This is a genomic window from Streptomyces sp. NPDC091279, from assembly GCF_044757465.1.
Taxonomy (GTDB): domain Bacteria; phylum Actinomycetota; class Actinomycetes; order Streptomycetales; family Streptomycetaceae; genus Streptomyces.
Genome location: NZ_JBIVVA010000002.1, coordinates 406,434 through 421,780, shown reverse-complemented (window position 1 = coordinate 421,780; position 15,347 = coordinate 406,434). Strand labels below are relative to the sequence as shown.

The 15,347-nt window shown below is 74.2% G+C and carries 11 protein-coding genes; 4 read left to right on the top strand and 7 right to left on the bottom strand.

Annotated elements, in window-relative coordinates; translation table 11 throughout:
* The first annotated feature begins 26 nt into the window (after positions 1 to 26).
* Together glgX and treY are read left to right on the top strand one after the other, a co-directional pair.
* Positions 27 to 2,156, top strand: a complete 2,130-nt coding sequence (gene glgX / locus ACIQOU_RS05445) for a glycogen debranching protein GlgX (protein WP_401534057.1) — start codon at positions 27 to 29, stop codon at positions 2,154 to 2,156.
* 89 nt (positions 2,157 to 2,245) lie between these two features.
* Complete coding sequence (gene treY / locus ACIQOU_RS05440; protein WP_401534055.1) at positions 2,246 to 4,597, top strand: malto-oligosyltrehalose synthase; 2,352 nt, start codon at positions 2,246 to 2,248, stop codon at positions 4,595 to 4,597.
* Positions 4,598 to 5,112: 515 nt separating this feature from the next.
* Here the strand turns inward: treY and ACIQOU_RS05435 are convergent.
* From ACIQOU_RS05435 to ACIQOU_RS05425, 3 genes are all read right to left on the bottom strand, one after another.
* On the bottom strand, positions 5,113 to 5,520 hold the full coding sequence (locus ACIQOU_RS05435) for an SSI family serine proteinase inhibitor (RefSeq protein WP_401534053.1): 408 nt from the start codon (positions 5,518 to 5,520) through the stop codon (positions 5,113 to 5,115).
* The gene (locus ACIQOU_RS05430; protein WP_401534671.1) at positions 5,517 to 6,872 is read right to left on the bottom strand and encodes a M14 family zinc carboxypeptidase; all 1,356 of its coding nucleotides are present in this window, start codon (positions 6,870 to 6,872) and stop codon (positions 5,517 to 5,519) included. Before ACIQOU_RS05430 ends, ACIQOU_RS05435 begins: the two co-directional genes overlap by 4 nt.
* 141 nt (positions 6,873 to 7,013) lie before the next feature.
* Positions 7,014 to 7,565 (bottom strand): FHA domain-containing protein, encoded by a 552-nt coding sequence (locus ACIQOU_RS05425; protein ID WP_401534051.1) that lies wholly within the window; start codon positions 7,563 to 7,565, stop codon positions 7,014 to 7,016.
* A 177-nt stretch (positions 7,566 to 7,742) separates the two neighbouring features.
* Here ACIQOU_RS05425 and treZ point away from each other — a divergent pair, with 177 nt between their 5' ends.
* Positions 7,743 to 9,491 (top strand): malto-oligosyltrehalose trehalohydrolase, encoded by a 1,749-nt coding sequence (gene treZ / locus ACIQOU_RS05420; protein WP_401534049.1) that lies wholly within the window; start codon positions 7,743 to 7,745, stop codon positions 9,489 to 9,491.
* A 6-nt stretch (positions 9,492 to 9,497) separates the two neighbouring features.
* On the opposite strand, the gene ACIQOU_RS05415 is transcribed toward treZ, so the two are convergent.
* The 4 genes from ACIQOU_RS05415 to ACIQOU_RS05400 all read right to left on the bottom strand — a co-directional run bounded on the left by ACIQOU_RS05415 (position 9,498) and on the right by ACIQOU_RS05400 (position 14,524).
* Positions 9,498 to 10,538: an aminoglycoside phosphotransferase family protein gene (locus ACIQOU_RS05415; protein WP_401534047.1), complete on the bottom strand. Its 1,041-nt coding sequence runs from the start codon at positions 10,536 to 10,538 to the stop codon at positions 9,498 to 9,500.
* Between the two features lie 63 nt (positions 10,539 to 10,601).
* A complete protein-coding gene (locus ACIQOU_RS05410; protein WP_401534045.1) occupies positions 10,602 to 11,729 on the bottom strand; it encodes a M24 family metallopeptidase in 1,128 nt (375 codons plus the stop codon).
* A 179-nt stretch (positions 11,730 to 11,908) separates the two neighbouring features.
* A complete protein-coding gene (locus ACIQOU_RS05405) occupies positions 11,909 to 13,135 on the bottom strand; it encodes a S8 family peptidase (RefSeq protein WP_401534044.1) in 1,227 nt (408 codons plus the stop codon).
* Positions 13,136 to 13,657: 522 nt separating this feature from the next.
* The gene (locus ACIQOU_RS05400; protein WP_401534042.1) at positions 13,658 to 14,524 is read right to left on the bottom strand and encodes a LysR family transcriptional regulator; all 867 of its coding nucleotides are present in this window, start codon (positions 14,522 to 14,524) and stop codon (positions 13,658 to 13,660) included.
* Between the two features lie 84 nt (positions 14,525 to 14,608).
* Between ACIQOU_RS05400 and ACIQOU_RS05395 the strand changes: the two genes are divergently transcribed.
* Positions 14,609 to 15,340 carry a hypothetical protein gene (locus tag ACIQOU_RS05395; protein WP_401534037.1) on the top strand — a complete coding sequence of 244 codons (732 nt, stop codon included), beginning with the start codon at positions 14,609 to 14,611 and terminating at the stop codon, positions 15,338 to 15,340.
* Positions 15,341 to 15,347: the final 7 nt, after the last annotated feature.

Here is a 15,347-nt window from a genome sequence, read left to right as displayed (position 1 = left end):
GCGCTCTACCTGGAAGAGTCGTGACCATGCAGGTCTGGCCTGGCGAGGCGTATCCGCTCGGTGCCACGTACGACGGCGCCGGTACCAATTTCGCGGTCTTCACGGAGGCCGCGGACCGAGTAGAGCTGTGTCTGCTGCACGACGACGGCTCGGAGACGGCGGTGGAACTGCGGGAGAGCGACGCGTTCGTGCGGCACGCGTACGTGCCCGGCATCATGCCCGGGCAGCGGTACGGGTTCAGGGCGCACGGACCGTACGCGCCGGGGCGCGGGCTGCGCTGCAATTCGGCGAAGCTGCTCCTCGACCCGTACGCGAAGGCCGTCAGCGGTGCGGTCGGCTGGGGCGAGGAGGTGTACGGGTATCACTTCGGCGAGCCCGAGCGCCGCAACGACCTGGACTCGGCGCCGCACACCATGACGTCGGTCGTGATCAACCCGTACTTCGACTGGGGCGACGACCGGCGCCCGCGCACCGAGTACCACCACACGGTGATCTACGAGGCGCACGTCAAGGGCCTCACGATGCGGCACCCGGCGCTGCCCGAGGAGCTGCGCGGCACGTACGCGGGGCTCGCGCACCCGGCGGTCATCGAGCACCTCACCGAGCTGGGCGTGACGGCGCTGGAGCTGATGCCGGTGCACCAGTTCGTCAACGACCACCGTCTGGTGGACATGGGGCTCAACAACTACTGGGGCTACAACACCATCGGGTTCTTCGCCCCGCACAACGCGTATGCCTCCTGGGGCGACCGGGGCCAGCAGGTCCTGGAGTTCAAGTCGGCGGTGCGGGCGCTGCACGAGGCCGGGATCGAGGTCATCCTGGACGTCGTCTACAACCACACGGCCGAGGGCAATCACCTGGGGCCGACGCTGTCGTTCCGGGGCCTGGACAACCCGTCGTACTACCGGCTGACGGAGGACGACGCCCGCTACTACATGGACACCACGGGCACCGGGAACTCGCTGCTCATGCGGTCGCCGCACGTCCTCCAGATGATCATGGACTCGCTGCGCTACTGGGTGACCGAGATGCATGTCGACGGGTTCCGTTTCGACCTCGCGGCGACGCTGGCCCGGCAGTTCCACGAGGTGGACCGGCTGTCGTCGTTCTTCGACCTGGTGCAGCAGGACCCGGTGGTCTCCCAGGTGAAGCTGATCGCGGAGCCGTGGGACGTGGGCGAGGGCGGCTACCAGGTGGGCAACTTCCCGCCGCTGTGGACCGAGTGGAACGGCAAGTACCGGGACACCGTGCGGGACATGTGGCGGGGCGAGCAGCGGGCGCTGGCGGAGTTCGCGTCCCGGCTGACCGGTTCCTCCGACCTCTACCAGGACGACGGGCGCCGTCCGCTGGCCTCCATCAACTTCGTGACCTGCCACGACGGTTTCACCCTGCACGACCTGGTGTCCTACAACGACAAGCACAACCGGGCCAACGGCGAGGACAACCGCGACGGCGAGAGTCACAACCGGTCCTGGAACTGCGGCGCCGAGGGCGAGAGCGACGACCCCGAGGTGCTGGAGCTGCGGGCCCGGCAGATGCGGAACTTCATCGCCACCCTGATGCTGTCGCAGGGCGTGCCGATGCTCAGTCACGGCGACGAGTTCGCCCGCACCCAGCGCGGCAACAACAACGCCTACTGCCAGGACAACGAACTGGCGTGGGTGCGCTGGCCCGACGAGGGCGAGGGTGAGGGCGCCGGTGCCGGGCTCGACGCCTTCACGCGCGCGATGGTGTGGCTGCGCAAGGACCATCCGGTCTTCCGCAGGCGGCGCTTCTTCCACGGGCGGCCGGTGGAGGGCGCCAAGGGCGAGCTGTCGGACATCGCCTGGTTCACGCCGGAGGGGCGCGAGATGACCGGGCGGGACTGGAACTCGGCGCGGGCCTCGGCGCTCAGCGTATTCCTCAACGGCAACGCGATCTCCGAGCCGGACACGCGCGGGGAGCGGATCACGGACGATTCGTTCCTGCTGATGTTCAACGCCTCGCCCCGGCCGCTGGAGTTCGTGGTGCCGGTCAACCACGGGCGGCAGTGGCAGGTGGTCGTCGACACCGCGCGCGCGGACGGCGTGGCGCCGGGCACGGGTCCCAAGGTGGCGGCGGGCGACCGGCTGACCCTGGTGGACCGCAGCATGACGGTGCTCCAGCGGCCGGTGTAGCGGACCTGACCGGTGTCCGCCCCGCGCGCGTACACCCGTGCGGGAGCGGTGATGACAGGAAAGGCGGCGGGGCGGGTACGTAGGGTTCCATGACTCCTGAGCGCCCCGCCTCCGTCGTGCCCACGGCCACCTACCGGCTCCAGCTGACGCCCGAGTTCCCGTTCGCCGCCGTGGCCGGGGCGGTGCCGTACCTGGCCTCGCTCGGCGTGTCGCATCTGCATCTGTCGCCGGTCCTGGAGGCGGTGCCTGGCTCGACGCACGGCTACGACGTCGTCGACCACGCGCGCGTGCGGGAGGAGCTGGGCGGCGAGGAGGGGCTGCGCGCGCTGTCCCGGACGGCTCGGGGGCACGGGCTCGGGCTGGTCGTGGACATCGTGCCGAACCACATGGCGATGTCCCCGCGCCACAACCACGCCCTGTGGGAGGTGCTGCGGGAGGGCCCGGCGTCGCCCTACGCGCGCTGGTTCGACATCGACTGGGAGGTACGGGGCGGGCAGCTGCTGGTACCGGTGCTCGGCGGGCCGCTCGGCACCCAGGTCGAGGCGTTGCGGGTCGACGGCGACGTCCTGCGCTACCACGACCACGCGTTCCCGCTGCGTGCGGGCACCGAGCAGTTGCCGTTGCCCGAGCTGCTGGAGGCCCAGTGGTACCGCCCGGTGTGGTGGCGGCTGGCCCGCACGGAACTGAACTACCGGCGGTTCTTCAGCATTTCGGAGCTGATCGGCGTCCGGGTCGAGGACCCCGAGGTGTTCGCGGCCACCCATGCCAAGACGCTCCAGCTGCTGCGCGAGGGCGTCGTCGACGGGCTGCGGGTCGACCACCCCGACGGGCTCGCCGACCCGGACGCGTACCTGGCGCGGCTGCACGAGGCGACGGGCGGGCGGTGGACGGTGGTGGAGAAGATCCTGTCGGCCGGGGAGCCGCTGCCACCGTCCTGGCCGGTCGCGGGCACCACCGGCTACGACGCCCTGCGCCAGGTCGACGGGCTCTTCACCGACCCGGCCGGGTTCGACGAACTCCTCGCCGGATACCGGCGGTTCGCGGCCCCGCAGACCGACCGGGGCGGCGAGTGGGCGGCGACGGTGCGGCGGGCCGCGTACAAGGTGCTCACCTCCGAACTGGCCGCCGAGACCGACCGGCTGGCCCGCACGGCGGCCCGGCTCTGCGCCGCCTCCCACGACCTGGCGTTGCGCGACCGGGCGCCCTGGGCGCTGCGCACCGCCCTGGAGGAACTCCTCGTCCGCCTCGGCGTCTACCGGCCCTACGAGAGCGGGGACGCGGCGTCGGTGGTCACCCGGGAGGCGGCGGCCGAGGCACGGCTCGCGTTCGTCGTGCCGGAGGAGGCGGGCGCCGTCGACGTGGTCCGCGACCTGGTCCTCGGGACGGCCTGCCCCGGGCCCGAAGGGGCCGAGTTCCGGGCGCGGTTCGCGCAGACGGCGTCGGCGCTGCGGGCCAAGTCCGTGGAGGACACGGCGTTCTACCGCTATGTGCCGCTGCTGTCGGCGACCGAGGTGGGCGGCGACCCGGGGCGACCGGCGGTGTCCCCGGAGGAGTTCCACGCCCACTGCGCGCGCGTGCAGCGCGACTGGCCGCACACCGGGACCGTCGTCACCACGCACGACACCAAGCGCAGCGCGGACGTCCGGGCGGCCCTCGCGGTCCTCACCGAGTGCCCGCAGCGCTGGACGGACGTCCTGGCGGAGGCGACGCACGCCGACACGCCGGTGCCGGACGGGCAGTTGGCGTGGGCGGCCTGGCAGACGCTGTTCGGCCTGGGCGAGGCGGACGAGGAACGGGTCGGGCAGGCGCTGCTGAAGCACATCCGGGAGGCGGGCCTGTACACGAGCTGGACGGAACAGGAGCCGGCCTACGAGGAGGCGGCCGCCGCGTTCGTCGCGGCGGGCCCGTGCGGGGCCCCAGGGCGCCTTGTGACGGCCTTGCGGGACTCCTTGGGCTCCCCGATCCAGGCCAACGTCCTGGGGGCCGCTCTCGTCCATCTGACGATGCCGGGGGTGCCGGACGTGTACCAGGGCACGGAGGGCGAGTTCCGGGCGCTGGTGGACCCGGACAACCGCAGGCCGGTGCGGTTCCCGCCGGTCGACCCCGGGGACAAGAGGGCGCTCACCACGGCCGCGCTGCGGCTGCGGGCCCGACGCCCGGACGTCTTCGGCGCCGGGTCCTCGTACGCGCCGCTGACCGTGACCGGCCCGGCGGCGGCGCACTGTCTGGCGTTCACGCGCTCGGGCGAGGCCGTCACGGCCGTCACCCGGCTGTCGCTGCGCCTCGCGGAAGCGGGCGGCTGGCGCGACACCCGCCTGACCCTGCCTCCGGGCCGCTGGACGGACACCCTGGCCCCGGAACGCGAGTTCACGACCCACGCACGCGTGGAGGAACTCTTCGCCCGACTGCCGGTGGCCCTGCTGGAACGGGTGCCGGAGTAGCGGCAGCTCACCGCAGGTGCCGCCCCGGGGCGGTGGGCGGACGCGGCGGCCTGGAGGGCGAGTTAGCGGGGTACGCGTGCGTGGAGGAGCTTTTGCCCGGTTGCCGGGGCGCTACTGAGCGAGTGCCGGAGTAGTGGCCGCACACCGCAGGTGCCGCCCCAGGGCGGTGGGCGGGCTCGGCAGCCTGGAGAGCGAGTTCACGGGGCACGCGCGCGGGGAGGAGCTTTTGCCCGTTGCCGGGGCGCTACTTGAGCGAGTGCCGGGGCGATAGCCGTCCCACCGCCAGGTGTCACCCCGGCGGTGGGCGGTGCGTGGCGGCCCGGAGGGCGAGTTGGCGGGGCACGCGTGCGTGCAGGAACTTTGCGCCTGGGCGGCGGGCGGGCGCGCGGGCCCCGGAACCTGAGTTCACGGGGCACGCGTGCGTGGTGGAGTTTCTGCCCGCGCACCCCAGCGCCTCAGCACCCCAGCGCCCCAGCGCCCCAGCGCCTCAGCGGCAGGCCCCCCCGGCGGAGGTGTCAGGTGTCGAGGGCGAAGACTGCTCCTGTGCGGTCGGCGAGTACGCATGCGTTGGGGAAGGTGTGCCGGTACTCGATCGACCGTCCGTCCCACACCCCGCGCGCGTGGACGGCGACCGGGGCTTCGAGCGCCGGGCAGTAGCCTCGGGCGGCCGGGATGGCGGCGATGTCGCCCCGCGCGGTGGCGAGTTGGGCGCAGGCCTCGGCGGCGCGGGAGTGTCCCTGGGGCGGGGCGCACATCAGCAGGGTGCCGCGGGTGTCGCTGGACTGGGGCGTGCCCTTGGTGACCGTGAGGTAGAGGTGGTTGCCGGGGATCGTGTGAGCGGCGTCGGCGCCGGCCGGGGTGGCGCAGGCGAGCAGGAGGGTGGCGGCGAGCAGGCCGGCCCGGAGGGAAGAAGTGACGTTCATTCCCGGTGCATCGGCACCACGGCGCCGTGACCCCAGCCCGGCTCACCCGAATGGGAGCGGCAACCGGAACGGGCGCGCGGGAGCCGCCCGGCCAGTTCGAACGCGGCGAGCACCATCCGTGCCTGGTACTCGGCCTGGCGGGCGACCGGTATCCAGCGGGCCCCGCAGCGGTCGCGGTACTCGGCGCACCAGGCGTCGATGAGCCGGTCGAGGCCGGGCCGGACACCGGCCGGGTCGTGGCGCCCGGCGAGCTGGTGGAGCAGTCCGGCGGTGCGCAGGGCGATCCTGCGGCCGGACAGGCGCAGGGCGGTGAGGTGGCCGCCGTTGAGCGTCGGGAATCTGCGGGTGCCGTCGGCGACGTCGGGGTCCCAGGCGTCGGCGAGGCGGGGGCCGACCAGGAGGTAGTCGTCGACGGGGGCGAGCAGCCGGGCGGCGTCCGGCACGCGCGCGAGGTGCGGGGCGAGGCGCGCGAGGACCTCGTCGAGCAGCCGGATGTCGTGGCGCAGGGTGTGGCTGACGGTGCGCAGGACGGCGTCGGGGTCGGCGGCCGGGGTGTCGTCCTCGACGGCGGCCACGCCCCACATGGGGGCCTCGACGACGGCGGTGACCGTGCCGTGCCGGCAGGGGTGCAGCCAGGTCGACTCGACGGCGGCCTCGGTGATCGCGGCGGCCAGGTCGCCGGGGCGGGGTGGTGGTATCCGGTAGACGGCGGGGCCCAGGCTCGGCCAGTACAGGGTGTCGTAGGGGCCGAGTTCGCGCGGGATGCCGAGGCGGGCGGCGGTGTGGGCGAGGCGCCGGGCGAGTCCCGGCAGGTCGTGGGTGACCTCGACGAAGCCGCCGCCGACGTCGACGCCGTGCAGCGAGCACTGGAGGAAGGGACGCAGTTCGTCCTGGAGGGCGAGCAGGGCGCGGGTCTCGGGGAGCGTGGCGCCGGCCGCACCCGTGGGCAGCCACTCGGGCTGTTCGAGGAAGCCGGGGCGGAAGAAGTTCCGGATGTAGCGGCCGAGGGTGTAGGGGCCGGCGAGCCAGCCCTCGTTGTGGCCCAGTCCGTCGGGGTCGGCGCTCAGCAGGAGGTTCCAGGTGGCGTCGGCGCCGTCGGTGAGCCGGGGGTCGGCCAGGACGCGGGCGGCGAGGCGCAGGACGGTGGCGCCGCCGACGGGTTCGTTGGCGTGCGGTCCGGCGACGACGAGGGCCTGGCGGCTGCCGTGTCCGACGCTCAGGAGCAGCAGCGGGCGTCCGGCGCGGGAGGTGCCCACGCGGCGCAGGCGGGCGTTCGCGGGATGGCGGGCGACGAGGGCCGCGGCCCGCGCGCCGAGTTCGTCGACGGTCGGGTAGTACGGGAGGGGCGGCAGGGCACACCTCCACGAGGGCGGCGCCGAGACGGTTCACCTGACGTGCCGGACGTACGCACAGTCAGTCATGGAGTTCCGGGGTACGTCAACACCCGTACGGGCAAAGGGATGTGGGCCCGATGGCCCCGGCGGCAACGTCGTTCAGTGGGCGGCGAGGCGGAACGCCATCTGTCCGAATCCGACCTGGTCGCCCTCGCGGACCACGGCGGCGGCGATCACCCGTCGTCCGTTGACGGTCGTGCCGTTGGCCGAGCCGAGGTCGCGCAGCACCCACATGCCGCCCTGCATGCTCAACTCGGCGTGCACCCGGGAGACCGTCTCGTGGGTCAGCCGCAGCCCGTTGGCGGGGTCGCGGCCGATGCGCAGCGGGTGACCGGCGCCGGGGTGCGGCAGCAGCAGCTTGGGCAGCCGCTCGGCCTGCCAGGCCCGCCGCAGCCGCACGGTGAACCCGGAGACCGCCTCGACCGAGCCGAACACCACCTGGGAGAAACGGCTGCGGGTGGGCAAGTCGGCGGTGAGCACGGCGAGTTCGTCCGAGCGGCGGGCGGTCAGCGCCAGTTCCATGCGGCGCACGAACGTGTCGTGCGACAGCCGTCCGGTGGCGACGCCGTCCCGCAGCAGCTTCAGCGCCTTGTCGCGCTCCACGTCGGAGAGCCGCGCGGGCTGCGTGTTGAACTCGAAGGACGACGTCACATCGGTGATTGTCGGTCAGTGGCCGCCGCGCTGTCCAGAAAGCGGGCTCCACGGGACCCGCCCCGCCCGGGCGACGACACCCGCCGCGCGATCAGGCGCATCCGAGGGCGGATCGACGGCGCATGCAGCACGATGGACGGGACGCCGTCACATGGGGCAGACGAAGGGGAACCGTCCGTGCAGTTCGAGGTGTGGGCACCGCAGGCCGACCGAGTGACGCTCCATCAGGAAGCGTCGTCCACGCGCGCGTTGGAGCGCGATCCCGACCGTGCGGGGTGGTGGCGCACGGAGGCGGAGGCGCGGGACGGGACACGGTACGGCTTCGCGCTCGACGACGGCCCCGTACTGCCCGACCCGCGCTCGCGCCGCCAGCCGGACGGCCCGGACGGGCTGAGCGCGGTCGTCGACCACGGGCGGTTCCCGTGGCGCGCCGAGTGGGCGGGGCGTCCGTTGCCGGGGGCGGTCCTCTACGAGCTGCACGTGGGCACGTTCACCCCCGAGGGCACCCTGGACGCGGCGGCCGAGCGGCTCGGGCATCTCGTCGAACTGGGCATCACCCACGTCGAGTTGATGCCGCTGTGCCCCTTCCCCGGGCGGCACGGGTGGGGCTACGAGGGGGTGTCGCTGTGGGCGGTGCACGAGCCGTACGGCGGCCCCGAGGCGCTGAAACGGTTCGTCGACCGGGCGCACGGGCTCGGCCTGGGCGTCGTCCTGGACGTCGTCCACAACCACCTCGGTCCGTCCGGGAACTACCTGCCGGCGTTCGGCCCGTACTTCACGGACACGCACCACACGCCGTGGGGCTCGGCGGTGAACCTGGACGCGCCCGGTTCGGACGAGGTGCGGGCGTTCCTGGTGGGCAGCGCGCTGGCCTGGCTGCGGGACTACCGCCTGGACGGGCTGCGCCTGGACGCGGTGCACGCGCTCGTCGACACGCGCGCGTGCCACTTCCTGGAGGAGTTGTCGACGGCTGTGGACAGTCTCGCCGCCGAACTGGGCCGGTCGCTGTTCCTGATCGCCGAGTCCGATCTGAACGACCCCCGGGTGATCACCGCGCGCGCGAGGGGCGGGCTCGGGCTGCACGCGCAGTGGAACGACGACTTCCATCACGCCCTGCACACGGCGCTGACCGGCGAGTCGCAGGGCTACTACGCCGACTTCGCGCGGGCCCCGTTCGCCGCCCTGGCCAGGACCCTCACCGGGGGCTTCTTCCATGACGGCGGCTACTCGTCGTTCCGGGACCGGTGTCACGGGCGGCCGCTGGACCGCGCCCGGGTCGCGGCGTACCGGCTGCTGGGCTACAGCCAGACCCACGACCAGATCGGCAACCGCGCCCAGGGCGACCGCCTCTCCGCCGGTCTCTCCCCCGGTCTGCTGGCCTGCGCGGCCACGCTGACGCTGACGGCGCCGTTCACGCCGATGCTGTTCATGGGCGAGGAGTGGGCGGCGGGGACGCCCTGGCAGTTCTTCACCGACCACACCGACCCGGAGCTGGCCGACGCGGTACGGCGGGGCAGGCGGCGGGAGTTCGCGGCGCACGGGTGGGCCGAGGAGGACGTGCCCGATCCGCAGGACCCGGCGACCCGGGACCGTTCCTGCCTCGACTGGTCCGAGCCCGAGCGGGAGCCCCACGCGCGCGTACGGGACTGGTACCGGCGCCTGATCGCCCTGCGGCACGAGCAGCCCGACCTCACCGACCCGGACCTCACCGACACGAAGGTGGCCTACGACGAGGAGAACGGCTGGCTGGCGCTGCGGCGCGGGGACGTCCGGGTCGCCGTCAACCTCTCGTCGTCCCCGGCGGCGATCCCGTTGGGCTCGCGGCACGCGCGCGTGCTGGCCGCGTGGGAGCCGGTGCGGGCGCCGGGGGCAGACGGGCTGCTGCGTCTGCCCGGGGAGTCGTGTGTGGTGCTCTTGCAGGACTGAGCCGGGTCAGGGGCCCTTCTCCTGGGCGTCGTCGCGGAGTTCGGTCACCCGCTCCAGCAGGATCGCCTCCCACGCGCGCGTGAGCCGCAGCCGGAGCAGCGGGAGGGGCTCCTCGGCCCGCCCGTCGACAGCGGCCGCGAGACGCAGCAGGGTGTCGCAGCGGGCCAGCCAGAGGCCGCGCAGGCAGGGGCGGGCGCCGTAACCGGCCAGGGTGGCGGCGCGGACGGCGGCGGGCGAGCCCACGGCGACGGCGAGGCCCGCGATGTCCTCGGCCGGGTCGCCGAGGGCCGCGTCCGTCCAGCCGAGGACGCCCCGCACCCGTCCTTCGGCGCTGAGCACGAGGCGCTCGCCGGTGAGGCCGTGGTGGACGAGGACCGCGCTGCCGGGCTGCACGGCGAGCTGAAGGGCCGCCGTCGCCGGGAACTGCTGGATCAGGTCCGGGTCGAACTCGTCGGCCGCGCCGAGCCGTCCGGCGCTCTGCACCGCCATCCGGCGCAGCGCCTCCAGGGAGCGCGGCGCGAGCTGCGGCACGCCGAGCGCGTCGGCGTGTCGGGCGGGCACCTCGCGCATCCCGGTGAGCATCCCGGCGAGGTCGGCCTCGCCGAGGGCGGAGACGTCGTGCTCCTCGGCACCGACGCCGGGCACCACGGTGTCGAGGGTGTACGTCAGGCCCGGCGTCCACTCGCCGTGCGCGACGCTGACCGGCACGGCGACGGGCAGGTGCGGGCGGACCAGGTCACGCAGGCGCAGTTCACGGCGTTGCCGCAGGGCGGTGTCCCGGTCGCGGGCGAGGCGCAGCACCTGACGGGCACCGACCCACCAGGTGTAGGGCGCGTCGCCGGTCCCGACGGGCCGCACGTCGAGGCCGGGTCCGTCGTCGCCGTTGCCGCCCTTCTTGTCGCCGTTGCCGCCCTTCTTGTCGCCGTTGGCGGCCTTCTTGTCGCCGTTATCGGCCTTCTTGTCGCCGTTGGCGTTCCTGTCGGCCTTGAGGAGCGTGCCGACCAGGCGGCGGACGGTGTCGGCGGTGGGCGCGGGTGCCTGGGTCATCGGCGTACCGCCGTCGCTCCGGTGCCCACGGTCCGCTCGGTCTGCTCGGCGCGCACGGCCCGCTCAGTTCACGACGACGAGGTCGCGGTCGGTGTCGTTGAGGCGTCGGCCGCCGTGCTCGGTGACGGTGACGATGTCCTCGATCCGGACGCCGAACCGGCCGGGCAGGTAGATGCCGGGCTCCACGGAGAAGCACATGCCGGGCACCAGGGGCTGTTCCTCGCCCTCGATCATGTAGGGCGGTTCATGGGTGGTGACGCCGATGCCGTGGCCGGTGCGGTGGATGAAGTACTCGCCGTACCCGGCGTCCACGATGACCTGGCGGGCGGCCCGGTCCACCTCCTGGCAGGCCACCCCGGGCCGCACCGCGCGGAACCCGGCCTCCTGCGCCTCGCGCACGACGGCGTGCACCCGGCGCTCCTCGTCGGTGGGTTCACCGACGTGGACCGTGCGGGAGGTGTCGGAGCCGTAGCCGTCCTTGAGGCCGCCGAAGTCGAGAACGACCATGTCGCCGTCCTCGATGACACGGCCGCCGACCTCGTGGTGCGGGTTGGCGCCGTTCGGCCCGGAGGCGACGATGGTGAAGTCGACCTGGGAGTGCCCGAACCGGCGCAGCAGATCGGCGAGTTCCGCGCCGACGTCGGACTCCTTGCGCCCGGCGAAGGGAACTTTCCTGATCTCCTCGAACGTTGCGTCGGCAGCCGCGCCCGCGGCTGCCATCAGTTCCAGTTCGGCCGCGTCCTTGACGGCCCGCAGCATCGGCAGCGCCTCGCTGAGGGCGGTGTGCTCGGTGTCGGGCAGCGCGCGCTGGAGGCCGAGCAGGTGCAGCGCCCAGGCGTTGTCGCTGATGCCGAAGCGGCCGGTGCTGTCGAGGAGGGCGGCGGTGGCGGCGTAGGGGTCCTTGCCGTCGGTCCAGTCGCGCAGGCTCAGCGCGGCGGCGCCGGGGGCGTGCGCGGCGTCGGGGGCCTCCAGGGTGGGCACGACGAGGACGGGGGGCCGGTCGGCGGTGAGCACCAGCAGGGTGAGGCGTTCGGTGGCGGCGGGGGGCGTGTAGCCGGTGAGCCACACCAGGTCGGGGCCCGGCGCCACGAGGAGTCCGGCGAGACCGGCGTCGGCCGCGGCGCGCACGGCGCGTTCCATGCGGGCCCGGTAGTCGTCGACGGTGAAGGACGTGGGCGTGCGGCCGGACATCCGGGCCTCCCTGGGCGCTGAAGAACGATCGGTGGCTCCACGACAGCGCGTGCGAGGAGCGATCACACGGTACGGGGAGCATCCTGCCCGGCCCGCCGGGGCCACGCGAGCCGATTCGGGGCTTTCGTCCGGCCGCCGGGGGGGCGCCGGGAGGAAACTCCCCCGGCGCGGGGCCGCCGTTACAGGCCGTCGGTGAACAGGAGCTTGTCGGGGGTTCCCGCGTGAACGTCCGTCAGGACGCCGGGGGTGGCGGTGGTGGTGAGGAAGGCGGTGAGGTCGGCGGGGGTCGCGGCGGGGTGCTGCGCCGCGTAGAGGGCGGCGACGCCGGTGACGTGGGGCGTGGCCATGGAGGTGCCGCTGAGGGTGGTGCTGCCGCCGCCGAGTTTCGCGGAGACGACGGAGCGGCCGGGGGCGTACAGGGTGACGCAGCGGCCCCAGTTGGAGAAGCTGCTCTGCCGGTCGTCCCGGTCGGACGAGGCGACGGTCACGACCCGGTCGGCGGAGGCCGGGGACGCGGTGCAGGCGTCGACGGCGTCGTTCCCGGCGGCGACGACGGGCAGGACGCCCTGGTCGGAGAGGGCGGTGAAGGCGTCGTTGAGGGCCTGGGAACGTTCCTCGCCGACGGACGCGTTGAGCACGGCGGGGCGGTGGGCGTGCTGGGCGACCCAGTCGAGCCCGGCGATCGTCTGCGCCTTGTCGCCGTTGCCCGTGCAGTCCAGGACGCGCACGGCGACCAGGGCGGCCTGCGGGGCGACGCCGTAGGTGCGGCCCGCGACGGTGCCGGCGACGTGGGTGCCGTGGCCCTGGCAGTCGAGGCCGTTCCTGCCGTCGCCGACGGCGTCGAAGCCGGGCACGGCCCGCCCGCCGAACTGCTCGTGCCCGAAGTCGATGCCGGTGTCGAGGATGTAGGCGCTCGCCCCGGCGCCGTGCCCCTGGGTGGTGAACTCGCCGTCCAGGGGCAGGTTCCGCTGGTCGATGCGGTCGAGCCCCCAGCTGGCGGCGGGCGCGCGGACGGCGGTGTCCTCGGGGCTCGCGGGAACGCTGACGGTGGAGTTCTCCTCGACGGCGGCGACGGCCGGGTCGGTCCGCACGGCACGCAGCACCAGCGGGTCCAACGTGGCCGCGAAGCCGTTCAGCGCCCGCGCGTACGTGTACCTGGGCGTGATCCCGAGCGCCCGCAGGATCTCCCCGGGGACCCGGCCGGGCTTGAGCGTGACGATGTACTGCCCGCGCACGGCCCGCGGGGAGCGCCCGACGGGAACGGCGGGGGCGGTGGCGGGCAGTTCACCCGCACGCGGGCCGACAACGGCTGCGACGGGCGGTCCGGCCGCGTGCGCGGTGGGAACGGCGGCCAGGGCGGCGGCCAGCAGCAGGGCCGCCGGGGTCTGACGCGGGGACAGGTGCACGGGTGCTCCGTTCCGTCGGATCGCCGGGCCGACGGCCCGGGGCACGATCCCCCGGATCATCGCCGCCACCCGGCCCCCATCCACGCCACCCGCCCGGACCGGCCCGACGGACAACCCTTACGGGGCCCACTACGGGTCTCCGGCCAGCCGTCCCCTTACGGGTCCGGCCACTACGGGTCCGGCCACTACGGGCCCGCCCACTACGGGCCCGCCCACTACGGGTCCGGCCACTACGGGCCCGCCCACTACGGGCCCGCCCACTACGGGTCCGGCCACTACGGGTCCGGCCACTACGGGTCCGGCCACTACGGGTCCGGCCACTGGCTGGGTCCCTTACGGGTCTTGTTGGCTGGGGGAGTTGGCGGCGTTCCTGGGTGGTCCCCTGCGGGTTTCCGCGCGGGACCTTGTGCGGGCGGGCTCGCTTACGGGGCATCCCATACGGGGGGCGTTGCCGGGCCTTGCGGGGCTTCGGGTGAGGTCGTTCAAGGGGGCCCTGAACGGTTGTGACCGCCGCCGGGGCGGTCAGTCCCGGGTGCCCAGCTCCCGGGCGAACTCCGCCGCCGCGCCTCGCAGGGTTCCCGTGGAGAGCAGTTCCGTGCGGTGGACCAGGCGGGGGTGGGTGAGGGGGACGGCGACGGTGCCGGGCACGCCCTCGGCGGCCGGGGCGGGCAGCAGGGTCAGGCCGTGGCCGGCCGCCGCGAGGGCGGTGAGGGTGCGCACGTCGGTGCCGGTGCAGCGCAGGGCGGTGCGGAAACCGTGGCCCCCGTTCGCGGCCCGCAGCTGGGCGAGCGGCAGACCGGCGTCGGGGGCGTCCAGCCAGCGGGCGTCGGCGAGGTCGCCGAGGCGCAGGCCACGGCGTCCGGCGAGGGGGTGGGCGGTGGGCAGCAGGACGCGGACGGCGTCCTCGGCGACGCCGTGGGTGGTGAGCGGGGCGACGTCGGGCAACCGCAGCGGGTCGGTCGGCGCGGCCAGGCCGTCGACCAGGCCGAGGTCGGCCGCGCCGGTCGCCACCGCCGCCGGGATCTCGTCGCGGGCCAGCACCCGCAGGGTCGCGCCGGTGCGCGGGAGGGCGGCGAGGGCACCCGGGGACAGCGCCGTCGGCGCGGCGGCGAGGGTCAGGCCGGGTGCGGGGGCGGCGGCGATGCGGGCGACGTCCGCGCGGGCGGCGTCCAGGCGCAGCAGCAGCGGGCCCGCGTGTTCCAGCAGGCGTTCACCGGCTGCGGTGGGAGCCACCGGGCGGCGGGTGAGCAGGGGCGTGCCGAGGTCCTGTTCCAGGGCGGCGATGTGCTGGGACACCGCCGACTGGGTGTAGCCGAGGGCGCGGGCGGCCTCGGAGAAGGAGGCGAGGTGCGCGACGGTGACGTACGTGCGCAGCAGGTGCGGGTCCATCGCACCAGCATGCATCAGCATCGCTTATCGGCGGACCAGAAATCATCGTTGGACGTGATCCTCGGGGGTGCGGAGGATGGGCGCATGACGAACTCCGCAGCTCACACGCCCCGGATCGCCCTGGTCGGCGACCGTTCGCCCAACGTCGCCGCACACACCCGGGTGCCTCTCCTGCTCGACGCCCTCGCCGAACGGGACCGGCTGGTCCTGGACGCCTACTGGATCTCGACCGAGGACGCGCTCGCCGAGGACGCGGTGAGCGGTTTCGACGCCGTGTGGGTGCTGCCGGGCAGCCCCTACCGCAGCGAGGCGGGCGTGCTCGCCGCGATCCGCACCGCGCGCGTGGCGGGCATCCCGTTCCTCGGCACCTGCGGCGGCTTCCAGCACGCGCTGCTCGAATTCGCCCGGAACGTCTGCGGGTTGACCGGTGTCGCGCACGCCGAGAACGACCCGGGGGCGGCCGATCCGCTCATCGAACCGCTCGCCTGTTCGCTCTCCGGGCACGAGGGCGCCGTCGTGATCGAGCCGGGTTCGCTCGCCGAGTCGGTGCTCGGGACGCGGCGCACGGTCGAGCGTTACTTCTGCTCGTACGGACCCTCCCGGCACCTCGACACGTTGCGGGCGCACGGGCTGCGGTTCTCCGGGCACGACGACGACGGCCACGTCCGGGTGGCCGAACTGCCCGGCCACCCCTTCTTCCTGCTCTCCCTCTTCCAGCCCGAACTGTCCAGCGCCACCGGCCCGCACCCGCACCCGATGATCCGGGCGCTGGCACGGGCCGCGACCGAGCACGCGGCTCAGCGGGCCGTCCGCTGAACGGCCT

Coding starts and splice junctions, on each gene's coding strand:
- glgX (WP_401534057.1), top strand. CDS start 27: ATGCAGGTCTGGCCTGGCGAGGCGTATCCGCTCGGTGCCACGTACGAC.
- treY (WP_401534055.1), top strand. CDS start 2,246: ATGACTCCTGAGCGCCCCGCCTCCGTCGTGCCCACGGCCACCTACCGG.
- ACIQOU_RS05435 (WP_401534053.1), bottom strand. CDS start 5,520: ATGAACGTCACTTCTTCCCTCCGGGCCGGCCTGCTCGCCGCCACCCTC.
- ACIQOU_RS05415 (WP_401534047.1), bottom strand. CDS start 10,538: ATGACCCAGGCACCCGCGCCCACCGCCGACACCGTCCGCCGCCTGGTC.
- ACIQOU_RS05410 (WP_401534045.1), bottom strand. CDS start 11,729: ATGTCCGGCCGCACGCCCACGTCCTTCACCGTCGACGACTACCGGGCC.
- ACIQOU_RS05400 (WP_401534042.1), bottom strand. CDS start 14,524: ATGGACCCGCACCTGCTGCGCACGTACGTCACCGTCGCGCACCTCGCC.
- ACIQOU_RS05395 (WP_401534037.1), top strand. CDS start 14,609: ATGACGAACTCCGCAGCTCACACGCCCCGGATCGCCCTGGTCGGCGAC.